This is a genomic window from Priestia sp. USM5 (assembly GCF_058323215.1).
In genome coordinates, this window is record NZ_JBSGKN010000002.1 from 187,883 (window position 1) to 213,792 (window position 25,910).

A 25,910-nucleotide genomic window follows, 5' to 3' on the forward strand; every position below is an offset into this window, starting at 1 on the left:
AATCGTTTACAAAACGTAATTCGGTTTTAACTGTTCTGTAACACCTGTGAAACATTGATGGGGTACTATATAGATAGTAATTGACCCCCTTTTATAAAATATATGTATGTCGGGCATAGGACGTGTTCCTATGCCTCTTTTTTTTGACTATAACAGATTGAATTTACGTATATAACAGTAAGTGTTTATTTTCAGAAAATTTAGTAATAGTTAGTTCATCTCCGTTGTGAGAGAAGTTTGTTTCGTAGTATAATAAAAGAAAATGTCAGTATACATATGATGAGGTGGAAAACATGCAAAGGGTCACAAATTGTGTATTAATGAAAGACGATAAAGTATTGTTGCTTCAAAAGCCACGAAGAAACTGGTGGGTGGCCCCGGGTGGGAAAATGGAGCAAGGAGAATCTGTAAAAGACTCTGTTGTAAGAGAATTTCGTGAAGAAACAGGAATTTATTTGAAAAATCCCACTGTAAAAGGTATTTTTACTTTTACGATGAAAGAAAACGATCAAATTTCATCTGAGTGGATGATGTTTACTTTTTTTGCTACAGATTTTGATGGGACAAATGTGCTAGAATCAGAAGAAGGCAAACTCGGTTGGCATAATTTGAGTGAAGTAAGTGAATTGCCGATGGCACCGGGAGATCATCACATTATCGATTATGTAGCAAAAGGGTCGGGTGTTATTTATGGCAACTTTACGTATACAACGGATTTCGAGTTATTATCTTATCGAATTGATCCTTGTTAATGATAAATAGACATGTATGCATAGATTGAGGGGGATGAAAAATGAGTACTGGGTCTGTAAGCGATATTCAATTAGTGATTATTACTGGAATGTCAGGTGCAGGAAAAACAGTAGCAATTCAGAGTTTTGAAGATTTAGGGTTCTTTTGTGTAGATAATTTACCCCCTACATTGCTACCGAAATTTTTGGAACTCATGAAAGAGTCAGGGAATAAAATGAATAAAGTTGCTCTTGTTATGGATTTGCGAGGCAGAGAGTTTTTTGAAAGCCTATTTGAAGCATTAGATAACATGAGTGAAACAACGTGGGTCACGCCACAAATTTTATTTTTAGATGCAAAAGATTCTGTACTGGTGACGCGCTACAAAGAAACGAGACGTTCACATCCGCTAGCTCCTTCAGGTTTACCGTTAGAAGGAATTGGTATGGAACGGGAGCTGCTTGAGGAGTTAAAAGGAAGAGCTCAGCTTATTTATGAGACATCAGAGTTAAAGCCAAGAGAGCTTAGAGAAAAGATTTTAACTCAGTTTTCTTCGCACGCTTCACAAGTTTTTACTGTTAATGTGATGTCATTTGGTTTTAAATACGGGGTGCCTATTGACGCTGATTTAGTCTTTGATGTGCGCTTTTTGCCAAACCCTCACTATATTGACCATATGCGTCCTAAAACAGGGCTTGAAGAAGAGGTTTCTTCTTACGTATTAAAATGGACGGAAACTCAAAAGTTCATTGAAAAAGTAGTAGACCTACTTTCGTTTATGCTTCCGCAGTACAAGCGAGAAGGTAAAAGCCAGCTGGTCATCGCTATAGGGTGTACAGGGGGACAGCATCGCTCCGTCACATTAGCTGAATATTTAGGTCACCATTTCCAGAATGAATACAAAACTCATATTTCTCATCGTGACATTGAGAGGAGAAAGGAAAATCATAGATGAGCAGTGAACAGCTTCCAAAAGTTGTCGTCATTGGGGGAGGAACGGGTTTACCAGTGCTGTTAAGAGGGTTGAAGGAATACCCTCTTGATCTTACAGCCATCGTAACCGTAGCAGACGACGGGGGAAGTTCTGGCCGATTGCGCGATGAACTTGAAATCCCTGCTCCTGGTGATATTCGAAATGTGCTAGCTGCTTTATCTGATGTAGAGCCACTAGTTGAAGAGCTTTTTCAACATCGATTTGATACAGGAAATGAGCTTACAGGCCATTCTCTTGGCAATTTGTTGCTTGCAGCTATGACGTCTATTACTGGCGATTTTGTGCATGCTATACGAGAAATGAGCAAAGTACTAAACGTCAGAGGGAAAGTGCTTCCGGCAGCTAATCAAAGTGTTGTGCTGCATGCGGAGATGCAAGATGGATCCATCGTAACAGGTGAATCTAAAATTCCAGAAGTTAATAAAAAAATTAATAAAGTGTTTTTATCGCCTGCCGATGTGAAACCGCTTGTCGAGACAATAAAAGCTATTCGACGCGCTGATTTAATTGTATTGGGGCCGGGAAGTCTTTATACAAGTATTTTGCCGAATTTACTGGTGCAAGATATTTGTAATGAGCTTTGTTCGACAAAAGCAAAGAAAGTGTACGTGTGCAACGTGATGACGCAGCCGGGTGAGACATTGGGTTTTAAGGCAAGTGATCATATTAAAGCGCTTTACAACCATATGCCGTGTGCGTTTTTAGATGCGATTATTGTCAATAATGCACCTATTCCGGCACCTTTAAAAAAGAAATATCAAGTAGAGCAGGCTCAGCCTGTAGAATATGACCGTGAAGTATTGCTAAAATTAGGTTTAGAAGTGATTGAAGATCAAATTATTCAGTATGACGGCAGCGTAATTAGGCATGATACAAAAAAAGTAGCAAAGCTTGTGTATTCTATGCTGACATCGCTGCAAGGTAAAGCGAATACAGGTGTTTAACACTATTTCCGTATGTAGATTGGAGGTGAAGTTATGTCATTTGCATCAGAAACAAAAAAAGAGTTAACGAATTTAGAAGTCAAGGATTGCTGTGCAAAAGCAGAGCTCTCTGCATTAATTCGAATGAATGGTTCACTTTCTTTTTCGAATAAAAAATTCACAGTTGATGTCCAAACTGAAAACGCAGCGATTGCTCGACGCATTTATGTCCTGCTTAAGAAAAATTATGATGTGTCAGTAGAACTGCTTGTACGTAAGAAAATGCGGCTGAAGAAAAACAATGTGTATATTGTTCGATTAGTAGAGAAAACAAGAATGCTTTTGGAAGACTTAAAAATTGTAGAAGAAGGATTCACGTTTACACATCGTATTTCACCAGAGCTAGTACAAAAGAAATGCTGTAAGCGATCCTACTTAAGAGGCGCATTTTTAGCCGGCGGCTCTATTAATAACCCGGAGACATCATCGTACCATCTTGAAATCTTTTCATTGTATGAAGAGCACAACGAAGCTTTATGCAATTTAATGAACGAATTTCAATTGAATAGTAAAACATTAGAACGAAAAAAAGGCTATATTAACTATTTGAAAGAAGCTGAAAAAATTACGGAGTTTCTAAATATCATTGGAGCCCATAACGCTCTTTTACGGTTTGAGGATGTAAGAATTGTCCGAGATATGCGAAATTCCGTTAATCGCTTAGTTAATTGTGAAACAGCTAACTTAAACAAAACAATCGGAGCGGCCATTCGTCAAGTGGAAAACATTCGTTATATTGATGAAACAGCTGGATTAGATATCTTACCAGAAAAGCTAAGAGAAATTGCTCGTTTGCGTGTGGAATATCAAGACGTTACGTTAAAGGAGCTTGGTGAGATGGTATCTGGAGGTCAAATTAGCAAATCAGGCATTAACCATCGATTGCGTAAAATTGACCAAATAGCAGACAAGCTTCGCGCCGGTCAGCCAGTCACATAAGGGGAATTGCAAGGGGGAGGATTTTATCATGGAAAAACAAGTAGAAGTAAAATTAAAAACGGGATTACAAGCTCGTGTTGCGGCACTATTCGTGCAAGAAGCAACTCGTTTTACATCTGATGTGTACTTGAAGAAAGATGAGAAAGTAGTCAACGCTAAAAGTATCATGGGGTTAATGAGCTTAGCGATTAATAACGGTTCTCTTATTACGCTCATTGTTGAAGGGGTAGATGAAAAAGAAGCAATGGATGCGTTAGTCGCTTACGTAGAGAACGATGCATAAAAAAGCCTTTCCCAAAGTGGGAAAGGCTTTTTTCTTATTTAGGGTCGTTTTCTAATACTTTGTCAATTAGACCGTATTCTAAAGCGCGTTCAGCAGTCATGAAATTATCACGATCTGTATCACGTTGTAGCACTTCTAACGGTTGACCTGTACGCTCAGCTAAAATTGAATTTAGTTTTTCACGTAGGAATAGAATACGTTTTGCCGCAATTTCGATTTCAGTAGCTTGTCCTTGAGCACCACCAAGAGGTTGATGAATCATTACTTCGCTGTTTGGAAGAGCAAAACGTTTGCCCTTTTCACCAGCAGCCAGTAAGAAAGCACCCATTGATGCAGCCATACCGATACAAATTGTAGAAACTTTTGGCTTAATGAATTGCATCGTATCATAGATAGCCATTCCAGCTGTAATAGAGCCACCTGGGCTGTTGATATAAAGTGAGATATCTTTTTCTGGGTCTTCAGCAGCTAAGAATAGAAGCTGAGAAACGATCGAGTTAGCTACATTATCATCAATAGCACTACCTAAAATAATAATGCGGTCTTTTAATAAACGTGAATAAATGTCATAAGCACGTTCACCACGGTTTGTTTGTTCAATAACTGTAGGAATTAAGTTCATATTAAATTCCTCCTTAACAAGAATAATTTGTTATGTACCTATAATACACGTATGGTCAATAAAGGTCAAACAAAAGAACCTCTACTACACATATTCGCTTAAAAGACTATGTATTCCTCTTTGACATTATTAAAATTTTTCCCCCTTCTAAAAAAAATAAACGTAGTATTCTATTGAAAAGAGAAGTTTTCTCTCCTATAATGGAAGTTGTGACAAATATGCCCTCGTAGTGTAGTGGATAGCACAAGAGATTCCGGTTCTCTTAGGGTGGGTTCGAATCCTGTCGAGGGCGTCTTAAAACGTTGCGGATTACGCAACGTTTTTTCTTTTGAGTAAAAAGGCTCATCTTCTCAAAAAATAATATTTATTTTCCTTCTATAACCCTTTATACGCGTAAGGAAGCAAGAAATTAATTCCATTGTACCGGTTGCGGAATTTGTCAGAATACTATAAAACAGTATATAAGGAAAAGAAACACGGAGGAGGAATAAATATGAAATACATGAACAAACTTTTCATTGTCAGTGCATCGGTAGCCCTATTACTATCTGCATGCGGGACGAACGAAGATTCTGCTCAGCCGAAGTCTAATGATCAAGCAGAAAATGTTCAGCAGGATACAGCTTCTAAATCTGATCAAACATCAGGCGCTGCAAAAGAAGAGTCGAAAAAAGATGCGGATTCTGCTGAGGTCTCAGCCGAACCTTCAGGAAGTCAATCATCGACTAGCGAAACGGCGGAAGGTGGACAGTCAAGGTCTTCTTCAGAAACAAAACTAACAAAAAGCCCAGAACAAGATTATTCTATTCAAGTAATGGACGGCTATAAACTAACGGGTGAAGAACCTGGAAAAGATGCGTTAGTGTTAACTTCAGATGATTCTCAATTTATGCGTATTGAAATGCTTTCATCAGAAGCATCGCTGGATGACGCTGCTCAATCTGTTAAACAAACGGCAACAGCAGTTAATAAAAATGCAGTAGAGAAAAAGAATCTTGAAGAGAATGGAATCTTCAAAGATTCTGTTTGGTATGAAGCCACATCTGGCGATCATACGGTAAACGCCGTGTTGGTTAAAGGAAAGAAACCAATGAAGCTAACCATTTTTACGAAAAATGACGCAGAAAACTTAGACAAGTTTATGCAAATGGCACAAACTATTCAATAAGCAATTCTTCTATATATTATACAAATGCAGAAAATTCGACATGACGAAGAAAACGTCATGTCGAATTAGTACTCGGATCATGTAGTAGGCGCGAATTATAATGAAAAGTTATAAAGGTGTATAGCTCTATTACTTTTTTGATGGTTAGTAACTAAAAATAGGATGAAATGCTTCGTTAACAAAGGTTGACGGAGATTTTTTGATGAAAAAATTACATATAAAAAATAGTTACATGCTCTTTGAAAGCGTTTTTATAGTAAAATAGATGAAGGGGAGGGGAGAAATAATGGAGATTGGATTATTTCAGCAGCAGTCGTTAAAACTGACGATGTCAAAAGAATTATCACAAGCTATTTCTCTTTTACAATATTCATCGATGGATATTGTAGCGTTTTTACATGAGCAGGCGCTTCAAAATCCGCTTATAGATTTTTCAGAGCTGCCCGTCAATACATCTCACAATCAAAAAAATCATGCAACTTCTGATTCAACAGATTATATGAGCAGTATACCAGCTCCTAAAGAAACGCTGTACGAACATTTAATGAATCAATCCGCATTATTAAAATTAGATGAATGTGAGCAGGCAGCCGTTGAGTTTGTTATTCATAGTCTGGATGATGCTGGCTATTTGCACGATGAGTTAATCATACTTGCTAACCAGCTTGGCCAAGATCAAGAGCAGGTTGAAAAGGCTCTTCAACTTGTGCAGCAGATGGACCCGGCAGGAGTAGGGGCGAGAAGTTTACAGGAGTGCTTAATGCTCCAATTAAAAAGAAGTAATCAATGGACAGAAAAAATAGAGCAAATTTTGACACATCACTTTGAGGAATTTGCTTATAAAAAATGGATAAAAATCTCAAAGTTATGTCAAATCTCACTTGAAGCTCTTCAACAATTACATGAACAGATTAAGAAATTAAATCCTCGTCCTGGATCATTTTATATGAAGTCCAATGAACGATTCATTGTACCGGATTTTATTGTGAAAATTGAAGATGGAAATGTCGTTGCTTATGCAAATGAGGATTTGGAACCTCGTCTTTCAGTGAACGAACAATACAAACTTCAGCTGAAAAATAAGCAGAACCAAGAAATGTTTTCTTATTTGCAAGAGAAATATCGTGAATTTCAATGGATTATGAAAAGTTTACACACACGCAAAGACACATTAAACGCATTAATGAATACTTTACTCGTTGAACAAGAAGCGTTTTTTAAAAAGGGCCCTTCGTATTTGAAGCCGTTAACGATGAAGGAAGTAGCGGAACAAACCTCTGTGCATGAATCAACGATTAGCCGTGCTACTCGGCACAAATATATTCAAACGCCTTTTGGCACCTTTTCAATGAAATCTTTTTTCTCAACTAGTATTCAACTGGGCAACAACGAAGCGACTTCTACAACTCACGTAAAAGAACTGCTTAAAAAGCTAGTATCAGAAGAAAACAAACAGCGTCCGCTTTCAGATCAGCAGTTGGCTAACGTCTTGCAAAGCAATTATAACGTTACTATTTCAAGAAGAACGGTAGCCAAATATCGAGACCAATTAAACGTTCTACCATCCAGTCAACGAAAACTTTTTGTCACGCAGTAAAGGAGTGGGAATGTGGAAGTCGTACTATATACCAAAAATGGCTGTCATTTATGCGATGATGCAAAGAAGCTGCTTGCAGAGATGCAGTCTGAGTTTCCCTTTCAGCTTATGGAACGAGATATTTACAAAAACGATGAGTGGTTGGAAAAGTATCACCTTGCGATTCCTGTAGTAGAAATGGATGGAGAAGAAGTGGAATATGGAAAAATAACAGGTATTCCATTAAGAAAACGCTTACTTTTAAAAATAGGCAACACATGAGTTGAATAAAGGATTCACTCCTGTTAGAATAGATTTTGTAGCAGGGTGAATTTTTTTTGCGCAAGGTGGGACATAATATGTCTATATGGGACAAAATATGTCCAGCAAGTTTATGCCTTAAGGGGATTTTAACATGCGTTCTTTAATAGAAGTACAACGAAAATTATTACCTGAACTTCTCTCAGTTATGCAAAAGCGCTATCAAATCTTGCAATACATACGTTTAATGCAGCCGATTGGCCGCAGAAACTTAGCTGTAAGCCTTGGGCTAACAGAGCGTGTGTTACGAAGCGAAGTAACATTCTTAAAAGAACAAGATTTGATTGACATTTACCCTAGTGGGATGACGCTTACAAACGAGGGAGAACTACTTCTAGCTGAGTTAGAAGAAGTAATGAAGGAAGTTTCAGGACTTCGATTATTGGAAACAACATTAAAAGAGGCGTTTTCTTTATCAGAAGTTGTTGTTGTATCTGGAGATAGTGATCAGTCTCCTTGGGTCAAAAATGAAATGGGTCGAGCATCTGTTTCGTGTATCAAGGAGCGCCTTGTTGGTGAAAAAAATACCGTTGCTGTTACAGGTGGTACAACGCTTGCCGCCGTTGCCGAAATGATGACACCTGATTCAAAACACCCTGATGTACTTTTTGTACCTGCTCGCGGAGGGTTAGGTGAAAATGTACAAAACCAAGCAAACACGATTTGTGCTAAGATGGCTGAAAAGTCCATGAGTCACTATCGCTTGCTTCATGTTCCAGATCAGCTTAGTGATGAAGCATACCGATCCATTATCGGTGAGCCATCTATTAAAGACATGCTTCATTTAATCAAGTCCGCTGGTATGGTTGTTCACGGAATAGGAGACGCTATGACAATGGCAGAACGCCGTAAAACACCACAAGCTGACTTAGAAAAAGTGAAAAATGGACATGCTGTAGGTGAGGCATTTGGATACTATTTTAATCATCAAGGCGAAGTTGTTCATAAAGTTAAAACAGTTGGCATACAACTCGATGATTTAAAGAACAATAAATGTGTTATTGCTGTTGCAGGAGGTTCATCAAAAGCAAAGGCAATTAAAGCGTTTATGCAACAAGCGCATGATTCGATTCTCATTACAGATGAAGGCGCCGCAAAAGAGTTAGTAAGGGATTTTAATTAATCCCTCATATAAAAAAATACTTTTTACATTCAAGGAGGAAATACCCATGGCAGTAAAAATTGGTATTAACGGATTTGGTCGTATCGGCCGTAATGTATTCCGCGCAGCTTTAAAAAATGATAACGTTGAAGTAGTAGCAATCAACGACTTAACAGATGCTAACATGCTTGCTCACCTTTTAAAATATGATTCTGTACACGGAAAATTAGATGCAGAAGTAGTAGTAGATGGTAGCAACTTAGTAGTAAACGGTAAAACAATCGAAATCTCTGCTGAACGCGACCCAGCTCAATTATCTTGGGGCAAACAAGGCGTAGAAATCGTTGTTGAATCTACTGGATTCTTCACAAAACGCGCTGACGCTGCAAAACACTTAGAAGCAGGAGCTAAAAAAGTAATTATCTCTGCTCCAGCATCTGATGAAGACATCACAATCGTAATGGGTGTTAACGAAGACAAATACGATGCAGCTAACCACAACGTAATTTCAAATGCTTCTTGTACAACTAACTGCTTAGCGCCATTTGCTAAAGTGTTAAACGACAAGTTCGGTCTTAAACGCGGAATGATGACAACAGTTCACTCTTACACAAACGACCAACAAATCTTAGACTTACCACACAAAGATTACCGTCGTGCTCGTGCAGCTGCTGAAAACATCATCCCAACTTCAACTGGTGCTGCTAAAGCTGTATCTCTAGTATTACCTGAATTAAAAGGTAAATTAAACGGTGGAGCTATGCGTGTTCCAACTCCAAACGTTTCTTTAGTAGACTTAGTTGCTGAACTTGATAAAGAAGTAACTGTTGAAGATGTAAACAACGCTCTTAAAGAAGCTGCTGAAGGCGATCTTAAAGGCATCCTTGGTTACAGTGAAGAGCCACTAGTATCTGGTGACTACAATGGTAACATCAACTCTTCTACAATCGATGCATTATCTACAATGGTAATGGAAGGTAACATGGTTAAAGTTATCTCTTGGTACGATAACGAGAGCGGATATTCTAACCGTGTAGTAGACCTTGCTCAATACATCGCTGCTAAAGGACTATAAGAATAACTTAAAATTCGCTTCTATTTGATTCAATAAGACAGAAATCGACTAGACTTTCCTTTTTTATTGGATATCTGAAAATAGAACGACTATAATAAGACTTGCTAAGGAAGAGAGGGGCATACCCCCTCTTCCTTGATTTATGTATTGGCTTCTACATGAAAAAGCGTCATAAACAGCTAACTCGAGTTTCACTTTATATAGAAAGGCGCCAATATATAAAATGAAATGTACGTTGGTTTGTGGATTGATGATTACATAGAAGCCTACTTGCTTAGTACCATAAATACTTAAGGAGGCCTTTTAACGATGAACAAAAAAACGTTGAAAGACATCGATGTAAAAGGAAAGCGAGTATTTTGTCGCGTAGACTTTAACGTACCAATGAAAGACGGAAAAGTAACAGACGAAACTCGTATTCGTGCAGCTGTTCCTACTATTCAATATTTAGTAGAACAAGGTGCAAAAGTAATTTTAGCTAGCCATCTTGGACGTCCAAAAGGCGAAGTTGTTGAAGAATTACGTCTAAATGCTGTTGCAGAACGTTTACAAGCTCTTCTTGGTAAAGACGTTGCAAAAGCTGACGAAGCTTTTGGTGAAGAAGTAAAGAAAACAATCGACGGCATGAGCGAAGGCGATGTTTTAGTACTTGAAAACGTACGTTTTTACCCAGGCGAAGAGAAAAACGATCCTGAATTAGCAAAAGCGTTTGCTGAATTAGCAGATGTATACGTAAACGATGCATTCGGTGCAGCTCACCGTGCGCATGCTTCAACAGAAGGAATTGCTCAACACATTCCAGCAGTAGCAGGTTTCTTAATGGAAAAAGAGCTTGATGTGCTTTCAAAAGCATTATCGAACCCAGAACGTCCATTTACTGCAATCGTTGGTGGAGCAAAAGTTAAAGACAAAATCGGTGTAATTGACCACTTACTTGATAAAGTAGATAACTTAATCATCGGTGGAGGACTTTCTTACACATTTATTAAGGCACTAGGCCATGAAGTAGGTAAATCACTTCTTGAAGAAGACAAGATTGAACTTGCAAAATCTTTCATGGAAAAAGCTAAGAAAAACGGAGTAAACTTCTACATGCCAGTGGACGTGGTAGTAGCAGATGACTTCTCAAATGATGCTAATATTCAAGTTGTATCAATTGAAAACATTCCAAGCGATTGGGAAGGCTTAGACGCAGGACCGAAAACGCGTGAAATCTATGCTGACGTAATCAAAAACTCTAAGTTAGTTATTTGGAATGGACCAATGGGTGTATTTGAATTAGACGCATTTGCTAATGGAACAAAAGCAGTAGCTGAAGCTTTAGCAGAAGCAACTGACACATATTCAGTAATCGGCGGAGGAGACTCTGCAGCAGCTGTTGAAAAATTCAACCTAGCTGATAAAATGAGCCATATTTCTACAGGTGGCGGTGCGTCACTAGAGTTTATGGAAGGTAAAGAACTTCCAGGCGTAGTTGCACTAAACGATAAGTAAGTTTATGTTTCAGTAAGACGGAGGACCGACCTGACGACTGATAATATAAATAATTATCAAGCAGCGAAGAAGGATGACCAAGAGATAAAAGGGACCGAATCACTTTTAACAGCACCCTCTTGGACATCTAACGCGTGAAGTGAAAACCCACAATAAACAAAGGACGGTGTTACACATGCGTAAACCAATTATTGCAGGAAACTGGAAAATGAATAAAGTACTTTCTGAAGCAACTAGCTTTGTTGAAGAAGTAAAAGGAGCAGTACCATCTCCTGAAAGCGTAGATTCAGTAGTATGTGCACCTGCACTATTTTTAGATCGTTTAGTAGAAGCGACTAAAGGCACAGACTTAAAAATTGGTGCACAAAACATGCACTTCGAAGAAAACGGTGCGTTCACTGGAGAAGTGAGCCCTGTTGCATTAGCAGACCTAGGTGTGAACTACGTAATTTTAGGACACTCTGAACGTCGTGAAATGTTTGCTGAAACGGACGAAACAGTAAACCAAAAAACAATTGCTGCATTCAAACACGGTTTAACACCAATCGTTTGCTGCGGTGAAACAAACGAAGAGTATGAACAAGACCAAACAAAAACAGTTGTAGCTAATCAAGTACAAAAAGCATTAGCTGGTCTAACTGATGAGCAAGTAAAACAAACGGTTATCGCATATGAGCCAATCTGGGCAATCGGTACAGGTAAATCTTCAACTGCTGAAGGTGCAAACGAAGTTTGTGCATACATCCGTAGCGTTGTTGCAGAACAATTCTCTCAAGATGTTGCAGATGCTGTACGTATTCAATACGGCGGTAGCGTAAAACCTGCTAATATTAAAGAATATATGTCTCAATCAGACATTGACGGAGCTTTAGTAGGTGGAGCAAGCTTAGAAGCAGATTCTTTCTTACAGCTTTTGGAGGCTGGTAAGTAATGAGTAAAAAGCCAGTAGCATTAATCATCTTAGATGGTTTTGCATTACGCGATGAAGATAAAGGTAATGCGGTAACACATGCAAAAAAACCAAACTTCGACCGTTTCTGGAACGAGTATCCTCATGCTACACTTCAGGCGTCTGGAGAAGCTGTAGGCTTACCGGAAGGCCAAATGGGTAACTCTGAAGTAGGTCACTTAAACATCGGTGCAGGCCGAATTGTGTACCAAAGCTTAACTCGTGTAAACGTAGCAATTCGTGAAGGCGAGTTTGAACAAAACGAAACGCTTGTAGCAGCTGTAAAGCACGCAAAAGAAAAGGGTACAAACCTTCATCTTTTCGGACTTTTATCTGATGGCGGTGTACACAGTCATATCGAACATCTTTATGCATTATTGCGTCTAGCTAAGAGTGAAGGCTTAGAAAAAGTCTACATTCATGGCTTCTTAGATGGTCGTGACGTAGCACCTCAATCTGCTGAAACGTATTTAAAAGAACTTAATGAAAAAATTGAAGAGTACGGCGTTGGTGAAATTGCAACACTTTCAGGACGTTACTACTCAATGGACCGCGACAAACGCTGGGAGCGCGTAGAGAAATCATACCGCGCAATGGTGTACGGTGAAGGTCCATCATATACAAGCGCTGAAGAGTGCGTAAAAGATTCATATGAAAATGGAATCTATGACGAATTCGTTTTACCTTCTGTTATTACAAAGGAAGACGGATCGCCAGTTGCGACAATTCAAGACGAAGATGCAGTCATTTTCTACAACTTCCGTCCCGATCGCGCAATTCAAATTTCAAATACGTTCGCAAACGAAGATTTCCGCTCATTTGATCGCGGTGAGAAACATCCGAAAAACTTACATTTTGTATGTCTAACTCACTTCAGCGAAACAGTTGACGGATATGTAGCCTTTAAGCCAATTAACTTAGATAATACGCTTGGTGAAGTATTATCTCAAAATAACTTAAAGCAGCTTCGTATTGCTGAAACGGAAAAATATCCTCACGTAACGTTCTTTATGAGCGGTGGACGTGAAGCAGAGTTTCCTGGTGAAACACGTATCTTAATCGATTCACCAAAAGTAGCAACATATGACTTGAAACCTGAGATGAGTGCTTATGAAGTGACGGACGCGTTGCTTGCAGAAATCGAGGGCGACAAGCAGGACGCTATTTTATTAAACTTTGCAAACCCTGATATGGTAGGTCATTCAGGTATGTTAGAACCAACGGTAAAAGCGATTGAAACAGTAGATGAGTGCTTAGGCAAAATTGTAGATGCAATTTTAGCTAAAGGCGGTACAGCAATTATCACAGCAGACCATGGTAATGCTGATGAAGTGATTACACTTGAAGGTAATCCAATGACGGCTCATACAACGAATCCTGTTCCGGTAATTGTAACAAAACAAGGCTTAGAGCTTCGTGAAGACGGTATTCTAGGGGATCTAGCTCCTACAATGCTTACTCTTCTAGATGTAGCACAGCCAAAAGAAATGACAGGTAAAACATTAATTAAATAATTAATTATAAAGGAGAGTTTTAAAATGCCAACAATTCTTGACATTTATGCACGCGAAGTATTAGATTCTCGCGGTAACCCAACAGTTGAAGTAGAAGTATATACTGAATCAGGCGCTTTCGGACGCGCAATCGTACCAAGTGGTGCTTCTACTGGTGAACACGAAGCAGTAGAATTACGCGATGGTGACAAATCTCGCTACCTAGGTAAAGGTGTATTAAAAGCAGTAGAAAACGTAAACGAAATTATCGCTCCTGAATTAGTAGGTATGGACGCAACTGATCAAATCGGTATCGACCGCCTTATGATTGAGCTAGATGGTACGGAAAACAAAGGTAAATTAGGTGCTAACGCTATCCTTGGTGTATCTATGGCAGTAGCTCACGCAGCAGCTGATTTCGTAGGTCTTCCATTATATCGTTACCTTGGTGGATTCAACGCGAAGCAATTACCAACTCCAATGATGAACATCATCAACGGTGGTTCTCATGCTGATAACAACGTTGACTTCCAAGAGTTCATGATTTTACCTGTAGGAGCTCCTACATTCAAAGAAGCAATCCGTATGGGTGCTGAAGTATTCCACGCGTTAAAATCTGTTTTATCTGCAAAAGGCTTAAACACAGCTGTAGGTGACGAAGGTGGATTCGCTCCAAACCTTGGTTCTAACCGTGAAGCATTAGAAGTAATTGTTGAAGCAATCGAAAAAGCTGGCTACAAAGCTGGTCAAGACATCCAATTAGGTATGGACGTTGCTTCTTCTGAATTCTTCAACAAAGAAACTGGTAAATATGACTTAGCAGGCGAAGGTCGTACAGGCGTAACTTCTGCTGAAATGGTAGATTTCTACGAGCAGTTAGTTAACGAATTCCCAATCGTTTCAATCGAAGACGGTTTAGACGAAAATGACTGGGATGGTCACAAGCTATTAACTGAGCGCATTGGCGGCAAAGTACAGCTTGTTGGTGACGATTTATTCGTAACAAACACGAAAAAACTTTCTCAAGGTATCGAACAAGGCGTAGGTAACTCTATCCTTATCAAAGTTAACCAAATCGGTACATTAACTGAAACGTTCGAAGCTATTGAAATGGCTAAACGTGCTGGTTACACAGCAGTAGTTTCTCACCGTTCTGGTGAAACTGAAGATGCAACAATCGCTGATATCGCTGTTGCAACAAATGCTGGTCAAATCAAAACTGGTTCTATGAGCCGTACAGACCGTATTGCGAAATACAACCAATTACTACGCATCGAAGACGAGCTAGGTGTTCTAGCTGTATACGATGGCGCTAAATCTTTCTACAACTTAAAAAAATAAGTTGAAATCATAAAAAACGGATGACGATTGTCATCCGTTTTTTTATGTTAAAATCCGGTGTATTTCGCTGTCATTACTTGTATGAGAGGGTTTTTTATGATAAATTAACCTTAGCGTAGTGCGCGTACTTTATCCCCGGTAATGCCAATCAGAAGGGATGAAGAAACCCCGCTGATTGACTATTACTTGGTGTAGGAGGTGTGTCTTAGTGCATACATTGCTGATTACTTTGCTAGTGATTGTTTCAATTGCATTGATTGTTGTGGTCGTTTTACAATCAAGCAAAACTACTGGATTATCTGGAGCTATTTCCGGTGGAGCTGAAACGTTATTTGGAAAACAAAAAGCACGTGGAATTGACTTAGTTTTACACCGTTTGACAGTAGTGTTATCTATCTTATTCTTTGCGTTAACACTTGCTGTATCTTATTTCAAACTTTAATATGTTACTGGATAGACTGCCACCTAATGCATACGTACTTGGTGTATACCAACTTATGTATTAGGTGGCTTTTTTAATGGGCGTGTTGAATACTTTAATTTCATTTTTAAGTAATGATATAATATAGCTTTAGAAAAAAGTACTAAATATAGTATAAAAGCGTAAAAGTTGACGGACACATCTCTTGTTATGTGATGACCGTCACATAAATACATGTTTTTTTCTATTATGACTGCAGATATTATAACTAAAAGGAGTTAAATGATATATGAAAATTGCACAACCAAAGCCATTTACATTTGAAGGCGGCGAAAAGGCTGTTTTATTACTTCACGGTTTTACCGGAAATTCTGCTGATGTTCGTATGTTAGGTCGTTTTTTAGAGAAAAAAGGATACACATGCCACGCACCTCACTATAAAGGACACGGTGTAGCGCCTGAAGAGCTTGTTCATACTGGTCCAAAAGATTGGTGGAAAGATGTCATGGAAGGCTATGAGTTTTTGAAAAGTAAAGGCCATGAAAGTATTGCCGCTGTAGGTCTTTCACTAGGTGGCGTATTTTCACTGAAATTAGGTTACACTGTACCTATAAAGGGTATTGTGCCTATGTGCGCGCCTATGTATATAAAGAGTGAAGAAGTCATGTATGAAGGTGTTTTAGCGTATGCACGCGAATATAAAAAGCGTGAAGGTAAATCGTCTGAACAGATTGAACAAGAAATGGAAGAGTTCAAACAAACACCAATGAACACGTTAAAGTCTTTACAGGAATTAATCGCTGAAGTGCGAAATTCAGTTGATATGATTTATGCACCGACATTTGTTGTACAAGGTCGTCATGATCATATGATTAATACAGACAGCGCCAATATTATTTATAATAGCGTCGAGTCTCCTACAAAAGATATAAAGTGGTACGAAGAATCTGGTCATACCATTACCTTTGATAAAGAGCGAGATCAGCTTCACGAGGATGTATATGCATTTTTGGAATCACTTGATTGGTAATAGAGATAATACGAATAAGGAAAAAGGAGGGACATGATGTGAAAGAAGAAAATCAGCCCTATATGAATGAAATATTGGATTTTATGAAAAGGGATAATTACAAACCTTTGACTGTCCAAGAGCTTGCAAAAGAATTTAATACGGAGGATGCAGAGTCATTCAAAGAGTTTGTTAAGGCACTTGTTATTATGGAAGAGAAGGGTTTAATTATCCGAGCAAGAAATGACCGCTACGGGCTGCCGGAACAAATGAATTTTGTCAAAGGGAAAGTAAGCGGACATGCAAAAGGGTTTGCGTTCGTAGTTCCTGAAGAAAAAGATGCGGGTGATGTATTTATTCCCCCTACTGAAACAAACAATGCTATGCACGGAGATATTGTGCTTGCAAGAGTGTTATCAGAATCATCAGGTGCTCGTCGTGAAGGAACCATTGTAAAAATCTTAGAACGAGGTACCCAGCAAATTGTAGGTACGTATACGCAAAGCAAGAATTTCGGCTTTGTGATTGCGGATGACAAAAAAATTGCAGGTGATATCTTTATTCCCAAAGCAGCAAGAAACGGTGCAGTTGAAGGCCATAAAGTAGTAGTAGAGCTCACAACCTATCCGGAAGGCCGCATGAATGCAGAAGGAAAAGTTGTTCAAATTCTTGGACATAAAAACGATCCGGGGATCGATATCATTTCTGTTATCCATAAGCACGGTCTTCCTCAAGAATTTCCTGCTGACGCTTTAACGCAAGCAATTGATACACCTGAGACGATTGATGAAAAAGATATCGGTAACCGTCGCGATCTTCGGGATCAAGTTATTGTAACCATTGACGGAGCAGATGCAAAAGATTTGGATGACGCTGTAACGGTTACAGAGCTTGAAAACGGAAACTACAAATTAGGTGTTCATATTGCAGATGTAAGTCACTACGTTAAAGAAGGTTCTCCGATTGATGTAGAAGCAGCAGAGCGCGGAACAAGCGTCTATTTAGTAGACCGAGTTATTCCGATGATTCCTCACCGTTTATCTAACGGAATCTGCTCATTAAATCCAAAAGTTAACCGTTTTACACTTTCTTGTGAGATGGAAATTAATCCACAAGGTGAAGTAGTAAAACATGAGATTTTTGAAAGTGTCATCAAAACGACAGAACGAATGACGTATTCAGATGTGAACAAAATCTTAGTGGATAAAGATGAAGAAGTGTTAGAACGCTACGAGCCAATCGTTCCGATGTTTGAGCGTATGGAAAAGCTGGCAGCTATTCTTCGTAAAAAGAGAATGGATCGCGGTGCCATTGATTTTGATTTCAAAGAAGCAAAAGTATTGGTAGATGATGATGGACATCCTCACGATGTTATTTTGCGTGAACGTTCAGTTGCTGAAAAGCTAATCGAAGAATTTATGCTGGCGGCGAATGAAACAGTAGCAGAACATTTTCACTGGATGAACGTACCGTTTATTTATCGTATTCATGAAGATCCAGATGCAGAGAAGCTTACTCGTTTCTTAGAGTTTATTACAAACTTTGGTTATACAGTGAAAGGGACAGGCAACGATATTCATCCGCGTGCGCTGCAAGATATTTTAGAAGAAGTAAAGGGTACGCCTGAAGAGATGGTTATTTCAACTGTTATGCTTCGTTCGATGAAACAAGCGAAATATGAAGCAGAAAGTTTAGGCCACTTTGGTTTATCAGCTGAATTCTATACGCATTTTACGTCTCCAATCCGTCGTTATCCGGATTTAATCGTTCATCGTCTCATTCGTACGTATTTAATTGAAGGAAAAACAGATCAGCAAACGCAAGAAAAATGGCGCGAGCTTCTGCCTGATGTTGCTGAGCATTCTTCTAATATGGAACGTCGTTCAGTTGACGCTGAGCGAGAAACGGACGATATGAAAAAAGCTGAGTTTATGGCTGATAAAGTTGGGGAAGTATTCAATGGTATTATTAGCTCTGTTACAAACTTTGGGATGTTCGTGGAGCTGGAAAATACGATTGAAGGGTTAGTTCATGTTAGTGACTTAACGGATGACTATTATCGTTACGACGAACGTCATTATGCGATGATTGGAGAAAGAACGGGCAACGTCTTCCGAATTGGAGACGAAATTGAAGTGAAAGTTGCCGATGTGAATAAAGACGAGCGTTCAGTGGACTTTGTTATTGTGGGAATGAAAGAAGGCCGCAAACGCTTATCTAAAGATCGTCCTAAAGTGATTAAGGCAAAACAAAAGTCACGCAAAGACGATAAAGGAAAAGGTCGAGAGGGCAGCCGAAGCAAAAATGAAGAGTGGTCTACTCAAAAACCAAAGAAGAAAAAGAAAAAAAGATTCTTCGAAGGCGCTCCAAACGTTAAGCGTAAAAAGAAAAAGCGCAAATAATCGACAGCAGTGAAGCAGAAGGATAGACCTTCTGCTTCAAAACAGCTCTATTAAACGTTTTAGTTGTTGTTTAGATTTCCATACAGTAAAATGATACATAATATCATACATATACGTAAGTACGGCTGAAGGGAAGGAACGTTTTATGCCAAAAGGTGAAGGGAAATTAATTGCACAAAACAAAAAAGCCCGCCACGACTTTTTTATTGAAGAAACATATGAGACGGGTATTGTTCTACAAGGAACGGAAATTAAATCAATTCGTAATGGTCGTGTGAATTTAAAGGACTCTTTTGCTCGTGTGCAAAACGGAGAAGTATTTTTACACAATATGCACGTTAGTCCTTACGAACAAGGAAATCGATACAATCATGAGCCACTTCGTACACGAAAGCTATTGCTGCATAAACGCGAAATCAGCAAGCTAATTGGCTATTCAAAAGAAACAGGTTATTCACTAGTTCCGTTAAAAGTGTATTTGAAAAATGGATACGCAAAGGTTTTACTAGGGCTTGGTAAGGGTAAAAAGAAATATGATAAGCGTGAAGACTTAAAGCGTAAAGAAGCCAAGCGTGATATCGAACGAGCATTTCGTGATCGTCAAAAGATGTAAAATTACAAAATCTTACAATTGCAAAATGCTCATTTTGTGATATAATAAATATTGTTATCAGTTAGATTTCATTTTGCACACTGAAGTCGCTATCTGATGTAAGAATTTTTCTTACACATTCCGACTCCCTTTTATATGGGGACGTTACGGATTCGACAGGGATAGTTCGAGCTTAGGTTGCGAGTCGAGGAGATGGCCTCGTTAAAACATCAACGCCAATAATAACTGGCAAATCTAACAATAACTTCGCTTTAGCTGCATAATAGTAGCTTAGCGGTTCCTCCCTCCATCGCCCATGTGGTAGGGTAAGGGACTCACTTTAAGTGGGCTACGCCGGAGTTCGCCGTCTGAGGACGAAGGAAGAGAATAATCAGACTAGCGACTGGGACGCCTGTTGGTAGGCAGAACAGCTCGCGAATGATCAATATGCCAACTACACTCGTAGACGCTTAAGTGGCGATATTTCTGGACGTGGGTTCGACTCCCACCGTCTCCACCAAATACATATTTTTGGTGGCTTACCTTACTTATAACAGGAGCTAATCAAATGTATGATCTACATTTGATTAGCTCCTTTTTAATTTATGATGTATGTAAAATTGAAAAAGCGGTACAAAAGTAAAAGGATGCCTCTTTGTGTAAGAGGCATCCTTTTACTTTTGCTTAAGCTGAACAAAAAGCAGCATAAGAAAGGAAAGAAAGACGATCGAGATAACCCATAGCCAAGCGAGATTCATGTTTCCAGAGTCAATCGCGACGTAGATAGCGGTAGGAACAGTTTGAGTTTCACCTGGAATATTGCCAGCAAACATCAAAGTGGCTCCAAATTCTCCGAGTGCTCTTGCCAGACTTAACACACCTCCTGTTACGATAGCTTTAGAAGCTAAAGGAATGGAAATAAAGAAAAAGACTTTCCATTCGCTTGCACCATCTACTCGAGCTGCGTCTTCAATTTCATGATCAACGCCTTGGAAGCCCGTTTTGGCAGATTGATACATAAGGGGAAACGCAACGACAACGGATGCAATAACAGCTGCCCACCACGTAAAAATAACGGGTTGTTGAAAGACCCATTCAATTGCTCGGCCAAGTAGGCTGTGTTTTCCGAATATGACAATCAATAAAAATCCAACAACGGACGGAGGCAGGACCAATGGTAGCATCAACACCGTTTCAACCATCACTTTTCCCTTAAAGTGTTTCCTGGATAACAGTTTTCCTATAACAGTGCCTAGAATAATCACGACAAATCCCGCTACTAATGCAATTTTAAGCGATAGCTGAAGAGGAGATAAAAACTCTTGAATCATAGCAATCTCAATTCGCAGTGAAACCGTATTTTTTAAACGTGTTAAGAGCCGTCTTACTTTGTAAAAATTGATAAAAATCCTTTGCTTCTTGTGGATGTTTCGAATCCTTAATAACGCCTACAGGATATACAATTGGTTTGTGAGTGCTATGATCTGCAGTGGCGACAATCTTCACTTTTTTTGAAATCAACGCATCGGTTTTATAAACAACTCCAGCTTCAACGTTTTCTGTCTCCACATAGGAAAGCACCTGGCGTACGTCTTTTGCATAGACGGTTTTAGGCTCAATGTTTTTCCACAGATTCATGTGTTCAAAAGTCTCTTTTGCATACTGTCCGGCAGGAACGGATTCCGGTATGCCAAGTGCAATTTTTTGAACAGCAGGCTTTGATAGATCTTCAAAATTTTTGATGGCAGCCGAATTATTCTTTGGGACGATAAGCACAAGATCGTTGCCAACCAAGTCAGTTCCATTTTCTTTAGAAATAACTCCTGACTTTACCAGTGCATCAAACTTATCTTCCGCTGCTGAAAAAAACAAATCAGCCGGTGCGCCGTTTTCGATTTGCTGTTGCAGCGAGCCTGAAGCCCCAAAATTAAATTTTAAGTCGACATTCGGATGCTTTGTTTCATATTGCTTTTGAATATCGGTAAGCGCATCTTTTAAGCTGGCTGCAGCGGATATCGTTAAGCTGACGTTTTGGTGCTGAGCCGCTGATTGACTCGTATTTGTTCCGTTTGAACAAGCAGCAGTAAACATAATTAAAAATAATAGTGCGAATAAGGGTTTAAAGTATTGTTGCATCGTGTCACCTCAATTAGTTTTAGTAGAGCAATTTAGTATAACTATATCACGTTCACTTAGAAAAGGACTTCCTAAAAAGAAAACAGCGACTTGAAAGGGAAAAACTTTCAAGTCGCTGCCTTATTTACTCTTCCAACGCTTTGCCCATTCCTTTTAAAAAGTGAAGTCCAAATCCAATTGCACGATTAACATCTGGATCATTTAGCGCTTTTATAAGAGCTAACGCACTTACTTTTTTTCCTGTTTTTACATATTCATTTGCTTCGTTCATACCAGCTGTTGCACTGTTAACAAGTTTAGCAGTTACCTCTGGGTCTGCCTTCATCAAACCGCTGCTTGCACCCATAAGGGTATTAATTAAATTGGTTACGGGTTCTCTAGAAATTTGATGAAGCGCAATTTTTGAGATTTTTTCTTTTGCTTGAATCATTGAATCAGCAGCTTCAAGAACACCCATGTCGTTAAGTTCTCCGACAATACCGAGAATACGATTCAGCGCTTCTTCATTATCTGCCAGCAGAGAAGTCAAGTCTTCTAATTTTTGCTGTTTTTTTTCTTCCTCGCTTAGAAGAGGCTTTTTAATTTCTGTAATAGGTTGTGCCATCTTTTCTCCTCCTATTTACTTGTTAAATGGACGTAGCCAGGACGATTCCATTTACGCTGAACCTCGACCCCATTTTGAGGATGACGTTTTTTGTTACGCGGATTTGTAGACGGTAAAGGCGTTTTTCCACCTTTGCTTAATACTTCCATCCGTACTTTTGTTTGTTTGTAAGCCGGCGTATTTGTTCGTTGGTCGACTGCAGGTCCCGTCAAGAAGTTAATAGCCGAATCTTTATGAACGGAGTGCATCGGAAGATACAGCTCATTTGCTTTTACTCGCTCTGTAATTAATGCCTGTACTTTTACTGCTCCAAACGGTGAGATTAATCTGACAAGCGAACCGTCTTCAATTTCACGCTCCTTGGCAAGCTGAGGTGAAATTTCTACAAATACTTCCGGTACCTTTGATTGAATACCGCTCGATTTATTGGTCATATTCCCTTCATGAAAATGTTCTAACATTCGTCCGTTATTAATGTGCAAATCATATTCCTCTGGAAATTCAGCAGGAAGAACCCAATCTGATAAAGCAAAGCGCGCTTTTTTATCTGGGAAATTAAACCCATCGACGTAAAGTAAAGGCGTGCTTTTCCCCTCTAAGCTCCCCCATAAGAAGCTATCCCAGCCTTCAAGGTTTTCGTAGCTGGCTTGGCTGAACAGAGGTGATAGACTAGCCATTTCTGAAAAGATGTCACCAGGGTGTGTATACGTCCAATTTGCACCTAAGCGGTTTGCAATCTCTTGAACAATCCACCAATCCGGCTTCGAATCACCAAGCGTTGGCAATGCTTGATACAATCTTTGTACGCGTCGCTCCGTATTGGTAAACGTTCCGTCTTTTTCAAGAGAAGGAACAGCAGGGAGTACAACATCAGCATATTGAGCCGTTCTTGAAAGGAAAATGTCTTGGACAACAAAAAAATCTAGATTTGATAATATTTCGTGTACGTGATTAGCGTTCGAATCGACAAGAGCCATATCTTCTCCTACAAGGTACATAGCTTTCATTTTTCCTTCATCAATTGAATGAAGCATTTGGATATTATCAAGACCCGGCTTGTCTTTAATTTTCACGCCGTATGCTTTTTCAAATTTTTCTCGAGCGACTGAGTCCGTGACGTGCTGATAACCTGGAAGCCAAGCGGGAAGAGTTCCCATATCGCATGCGCCTTGCACGTTATTGTGGCCTCGGAGTGGATAAGCGCCTGCACCAGGGCGTCGATAGTTTCCAGTAGCAAGCAACAGGTTTGAGATAGCCGCTGATGTATCAGAGCCTCCTGTATTTTGCGTCACGCCCATACCCCACAGCACACAGGTTCCATCGGCGTCTCGAATCATTTCAGCTATTTGAATGAGTGTTGCTGCTGAAATACCCGTAATTTGTTCAGCATATTCAAGCGTGTACTTTTCAAGCAAAGAGTTAAAGTCTTCAAAATAGTTGACGTTTTCTTGGATAAATTTTTCGTTGTGCCATCCTTGATCAATCATGTATTTTGTTACAGCCATTAGCCATACTTGGTCCGTACCTTGTTTTGGACTGATAAAAATGTCAGAGCGTTCAGCCATTTCGTTTTTGCGCAAATCTGCGACGATTAGTTTTTGGTCATGAAGCTTATGCGCGCGTTTGATACGAGTTGCTAATACAGGGTGACCTTCGGCAGGGTTAGCTCCAACGATGATAACCAGTCCAGCTTTTGCGATGTCTTTTATCGTGCCGGCATCGCCTCCCATTCCGACTGTTCGAAATAATCCATCGGTTGCAGGAGACTGACAGTAGCGAGAACAGTTGTCTACGTCATTTGTTTCAAACATTTGGCGAGCCAGCTTTTGAATAACATAGTTTTCTTCGTTTGTAATCTTAGAAGAAGAGATAAAACCAACGGATCCATGTCCGTACTGCTGATTGATGGAGTTTAACCTGCTTGCTACTAAATCGAGCGCTTCTTCCCATGACGACTCTACAAATGCGCCATTTTTTCGGATTAAAGGCTTAGTAATACGTTTTTCAGAGTTTACAAAATCCCAGCCGAATTTTCCTTTCACACAGGTTGAAATAGCGTTTGCGGGAGCATCTGAGCTAGGTTGAACTTTAAGGATTTCGCGGCCTTTTGTCCACACTTCAAATGAACATCCAACTCCGCAAAATGTACAGACGGTTTTTGTTTTTTTCGTCCGAGTTTCACGCATAGCTGCTTCCACCTCTGAAACAGCAAAAATTCCGCTGTACCCTGGTTCCACTTCTTTAACTAAATCAATCATTGGATTCAAAACGCTTTTTGGAAGTCCGGTCATGAATCCAGCTTCTCCGAGCATAGATTTTTCCATTAAGGCATTACAAGGGCATACTGTTACACATTGACCGCAGCTCACACAAGAAGATTCATTGATTGCTACACCATCATCCCAGAGAACGCGGGGACGTTTCGCTTCCCAGTCGATAGAGAGCGTTTCATTAACTTGAAGATTTTGACAAACCTCTACACATTGTCCACAAGCAATGCATTGATTAGGGTCATAACGGTAAAACGGATGAGACATATCGACTTCATCCTCTGAGGCCTTTGGCGTATAGGGGTATTTTTGATGTTCAATCTCCATCATTTCGGCTGTATTATGTAATTTACAGTTTCCGTTGTTATTATCGCAAACGGTGCAGTATAGCAAATGATTTTCTAATAAGCGATCCATTGCTTCCGTCTGTGCCGCTTTTGCGGGTGCTGATTGTAATTCAATCTTCATGCCGTTTTCAGCTTTTGTAGAACAAGAACGAACTAACTCGCCATTCATTTCAACAATACATGTGTCACAAGTTTGAATAGGGTCTACTTCAGGCACATAACAAATCTGAGGATGCTCGATGTTTTGCTGGTTAATAATTTCGAGTATGGTAGAACCTGAAGCTGCCTTGTATTCGCTGCCATTTATATGAACAGTGATGATTTCACGACTCATTTGTTTTCCTCCTTTATATAAAACAAAAAACCACCATGAATACACATGCCTAATTAAATAAGGGAAGTGCAATCATGGTGGAATAGTTTACTAGCAGGTCTTACTAATATGCCAATCCGGCCCATTTATATCGTTAAGAAAAAGTGATAGAGTAATAACAATTCATTATTATTATTATTCCATCTCGGTTATTTATAATTATATCGCTACGTTTTTAAATGCACAACTTTTTTAAATACCCAACTCTCTTCAAAAGTTTTGCTGCAAAGATTTTAGGCTTTTATTTTTTGAAGTGTTGATTTATGATAAAAAAACTGTAGGAATAAAATGCACAATTTAATTTTAATCGGTGGGAGAGCGTTGATTATGTCAAAAACAATTCATGAATTTAATGATATTATTCGGAAGCTTCGAAAAGATTTATTTGGAAAAGGACCGGAAAGAATACATACGGTTTTTGTTGAAAATATGGCTGTCTCAACACTGTATGGAAATTTAACTCCGACAGAAACATTTATTGCAAGCACTTCTGAAGGGTGTGACATGGTTCATTTAGCTCGAACAAAAATGATTCAAGATGTATATGCATCGAATCCGCCGGAAGGGCTAGAAGAATTGGTAGGAGCAAAGCTGGTTAATTTATTTTCAGATATGAAAATAAAAGAAAATATAGCGGTTTCCGTATTTGTTTTTGATAAAAACATTATTTAAAAAAGGAGACAT

24 protein-coding genes, 1 tRNA gene and 1 other RNA gene are annotated in these 25,910 nt (G+C 39.2%); 21 read left to right on the plus strand and 5 right to left on the minus strand.

What is annotated here, in order from left to right:
- Window positions 1–293: 293 nt before the first annotated feature.
- The 5 genes from ACWATA_RS25285 to ACWATA_RS25305 are packed head-to-tail and all read left to right on the plus strand — an operon-like array spanning window position 294 to window position 3,931.
- A complete protein-coding gene (locus tag ACWATA_RS25285; RefSeq protein ID WP_013059712.1) occupies window positions 294–752 on the plus strand; it encodes an 8-oxo-dGTP diphosphatase in 459 nt (152 codons plus the stop codon).
- A gap of 41 nt (window positions 753–793) precedes the next feature.
- Window positions 794–1,687 (plus strand): RNase adapter RapZ, encoded by an 894-nt coding sequence (gene rapZ, locus ACWATA_RS25290; RefSeq protein ID WP_013059711.1) that lies wholly within the window; start codon window positions 794–796, stop codon window positions 1,685–1,687.
- Window positions 1,684–2,670, plus strand: coding sequence for a gluconeogenesis factor YvcK family protein (locus ACWATA_RS25295; RefSeq protein WP_028412048.1), 987 nt, complete (start codon window positions 1,684–1,686; stop codon window positions 2,668–2,670). The genes rapZ and ACWATA_RS25295 overlap by 4 nt, the downstream gene beginning before the upstream one ends.
- A gap of 33 nt (window positions 2,671–2,703) precedes the next feature.
- The gene (gene whiA / locus ACWATA_RS25300) at window positions 2,704–3,648 is read left to right on the plus strand and encodes a DNA-binding protein WhiA (RefSeq protein WP_013085390.1); all 945 of its coding nucleotides are present in this window, start codon (window positions 2,704–2,706) and stop codon (window positions 3,646–3,648) included.
- A 28-nt stretch (window positions 3,649–3,676) separates the two neighbouring features.
- The gene (locus ACWATA_RS25305; RefSeq protein WP_013059708.1) at window positions 3,677–3,931 is read left to right on the plus strand and encodes an HPr family phosphocarrier protein; all 255 of its coding nucleotides are present in this window, start codon (window positions 3,677–3,679) and stop codon (window positions 3,929–3,931) included.
- A 34-nt stretch (window positions 3,932–3,965) separates the two neighbouring features.
- Here ACWATA_RS25305 and clpP read toward each other — a convergent pair whose 3' ends face one another.
- Complete coding sequence (gene clpP, locus ACWATA_RS25310) at window positions 3,966–4,553, minus strand: ATP-dependent Clp endopeptidase proteolytic subunit ClpP (RefSeq protein WP_013059707.1); 588 nt, start codon at window positions 4,551–4,553, stop codon at window positions 3,966–3,968.
- A 220-nt stretch (window positions 4,554–4,773) separates the two neighbouring features.
- Between clpP and ACWATA_RS25315 the strand changes: the two genes are divergently transcribed.
- The 15 genes from ACWATA_RS25315 to ssrA all read left to right on the plus strand — a co-directional run bounded on the left by ACWATA_RS25315 (window position 4,774) and on the right by ssrA (window position 20,016).
- Window positions 4,774–4,845: transfer RNA gene (locus ACWATA_RS25315), tRNA-Arg, on the plus strand.
- 201 nt (window positions 4,846–5,046) lie between these two features.
- The gene (locus ACWATA_RS25320; protein WP_473050269.1) at window positions 5,047–5,721 is read left to right on the plus strand and encodes a DUF8580 domain-containing lipoprotein; all 675 of its coding nucleotides are present in this window, start codon (window positions 5,047–5,049) and stop codon (window positions 5,719–5,721) included.
- A 286-nt stretch (window positions 5,722–6,007) separates the two neighbouring features.
- Complete coding sequence (rpoN, locus tag ACWATA_RS25325) at window positions 6,008–7,318, plus strand: RNA polymerase factor sigma-54 (RefSeq protein ID WP_473050271.1); 1,311 nt, start codon at window positions 6,008–6,010, stop codon at window positions 7,316–7,318.
- A gap of 12 nt (window positions 7,319–7,330) precedes the next feature.
- Window positions 7,331–7,579 (plus strand): glutaredoxin family protein, encoded by a 249-nt coding sequence (locus ACWATA_RS25330; RefSeq protein ID WP_033580423.1) that lies wholly within the window; start codon window positions 7,331–7,333, stop codon window positions 7,577–7,579.
- A gap of 133 nt (window positions 7,580–7,712) precedes the next feature.
- Window positions 7,713–8,741: a sugar-binding transcriptional regulator gene (locus ACWATA_RS25335; RefSeq protein WP_014457838.1), complete on the plus strand. Its 1,029-nt coding sequence runs from the start codon at window positions 7,713–7,715 to the stop codon at window positions 8,739–8,741.
- 46 nt (window positions 8,742–8,787) lie between these two features.
- Window positions 8,788–9,795 (plus strand): type I glyceraldehyde-3-phosphate dehydrogenase, encoded by a 1,008-nt coding sequence (gap, locus tag ACWATA_RS25340; RefSeq protein WP_013059702.1) that lies wholly within the window; start codon window positions 8,788–8,790, stop codon window positions 9,793–9,795.
- A gap of 309 nt (window positions 9,796–10,104) precedes the next feature.
- Entirely contained in the window at window positions 10,105–11,289 is a 1,185-nt protein-coding gene (locus ACWATA_RS25345) for a phosphoglycerate kinase (protein ID WP_028412053.1), read from the plus strand.
- A 175-nt stretch (window positions 11,290–11,464) separates the two neighbouring features.
- Window positions 11,465–12,220, plus strand: a complete 756-nt coding sequence (gene tpiA / locus ACWATA_RS25350; RefSeq protein WP_013085385.1) for a triose-phosphate isomerase — start codon at window positions 11,465–11,467, stop codon at window positions 12,218–12,220.
- Window positions 12,220–13,752: a 2,3-bisphosphoglycerate-independent phosphoglycerate mutase gene (gene gpmI, locus ACWATA_RS25355; protein WP_028412054.1), complete on the plus strand. Its 1,533-nt coding sequence runs from the start codon at window positions 12,220–12,222 to the stop codon at window positions 13,750–13,752. The genes tpiA and gpmI overlap by 1 nt, the downstream gene beginning before the upstream one ends.
- 24 nt (window positions 13,753–13,776) lie before the next feature.
- Entirely contained in the window at window positions 13,777–15,072 is a 1,296-nt protein-coding gene (eno, locus tag ACWATA_RS25360; RefSeq protein WP_028412055.1) for a phosphopyruvate hydratase, read from the plus strand.
- A 208-nt stretch (window positions 15,073–15,280) separates the two neighbouring features.
- A complete protein-coding gene (gene secG, locus ACWATA_RS25365; protein ID WP_014457843.1) occupies window positions 15,281–15,514 on the plus strand; it encodes a preprotein translocase subunit SecG in 234 nt (77 codons plus the stop codon).
- Window positions 15,515–15,782: 268 nt separating this feature from the next.
- On the plus strand, window positions 15,783–16,523 hold the full coding sequence (locus tag ACWATA_RS25370; RefSeq protein WP_028412056.1) for an alpha/beta hydrolase: 741 nt from the start codon (window positions 15,783–15,785) through the stop codon (window positions 16,521–16,523).
- A gap of 38 nt (window positions 16,524–16,561) precedes the next feature.
- Window positions 16,562–18,904 (plus strand): ribonuclease R, encoded by a 2,343-nt coding sequence (gene rnr, locus ACWATA_RS25375; protein ID WP_028412057.1) that lies wholly within the window; start codon window positions 16,562–16,564, stop codon window positions 18,902–18,904.
- 145 nt (window positions 18,905–19,049) lie between these two features.
- On the plus strand, window positions 19,050–19,517 hold the full coding sequence (gene smpB / locus ACWATA_RS25380; protein ID WP_013059694.1) for an SsrA-binding protein SmpB: 468 nt from the start codon (window positions 19,050–19,052) through the stop codon (window positions 19,515–19,517).
- A 137-nt stretch (window positions 19,518–19,654) separates the two neighbouring features.
- Window positions 19,655–20,016: a transfer-messenger RNA gene (gene ssrA / locus ACWATA_RS25385) on the plus strand.
- A 154-nt stretch (window positions 20,017–20,170) separates the two neighbouring features.
- Here the strand turns inward: ssrA and modB are convergent.
- The 4 genes from modB to fdhF form a co-directional block, all read right to left on the minus strand.
- Window positions 20,171–20,827 (minus strand): molybdate ABC transporter permease subunit, encoded by a 657-nt coding sequence (gene modB / locus ACWATA_RS25390; RefSeq protein WP_034264255.1) that lies wholly within the window; start codon window positions 20,825–20,827, stop codon window positions 20,171–20,173.
- A gap of 7 nt (window positions 20,828–20,834) precedes the next feature.
- Window positions 20,835–21,632, minus strand: coding sequence for a molybdate ABC transporter substrate-binding protein (gene modA / locus ACWATA_RS25395; protein WP_099000230.1), 798 nt, complete (start codon window positions 21,630–21,632; stop codon window positions 20,835–20,837).
- 124 nt (window positions 21,633–21,756) lie between these two features.
- Entirely contained in the window at window positions 21,757–22,236 is a 480-nt protein-coding gene (locus ACWATA_RS25400; RefSeq protein ID WP_033580426.1) for a helical membrane plugin domain-containing protein, read from the minus strand.
- Window positions 22,237–22,247: 11 nt separating this feature from the next.
- Window positions 22,248–25,187, minus strand: coding sequence for a formate dehydrogenase subunit alpha (fdhF, locus tag ACWATA_RS25405; protein ID WP_165635047.1), 2,940 nt, complete (start codon window positions 25,185–25,187; stop codon window positions 22,248–22,250).
- A gap of 366 nt (window positions 25,188–25,553) precedes the next feature.
- Here fdhF and ACWATA_RS25410 point away from each other — a divergent pair, with 366 nt between their 5' ends.
- The gene (locus tag ACWATA_RS25410; RefSeq protein WP_013059689.1) at window positions 25,554–25,898 is read left to right on the plus strand and encodes a Na-translocating system protein MpsC family protein; all 345 of its coding nucleotides are present in this window, start codon (window positions 25,554–25,556) and stop codon (window positions 25,896–25,898) included.
- Window positions 25,899–25,910: the final 12 nt, after the last annotated feature.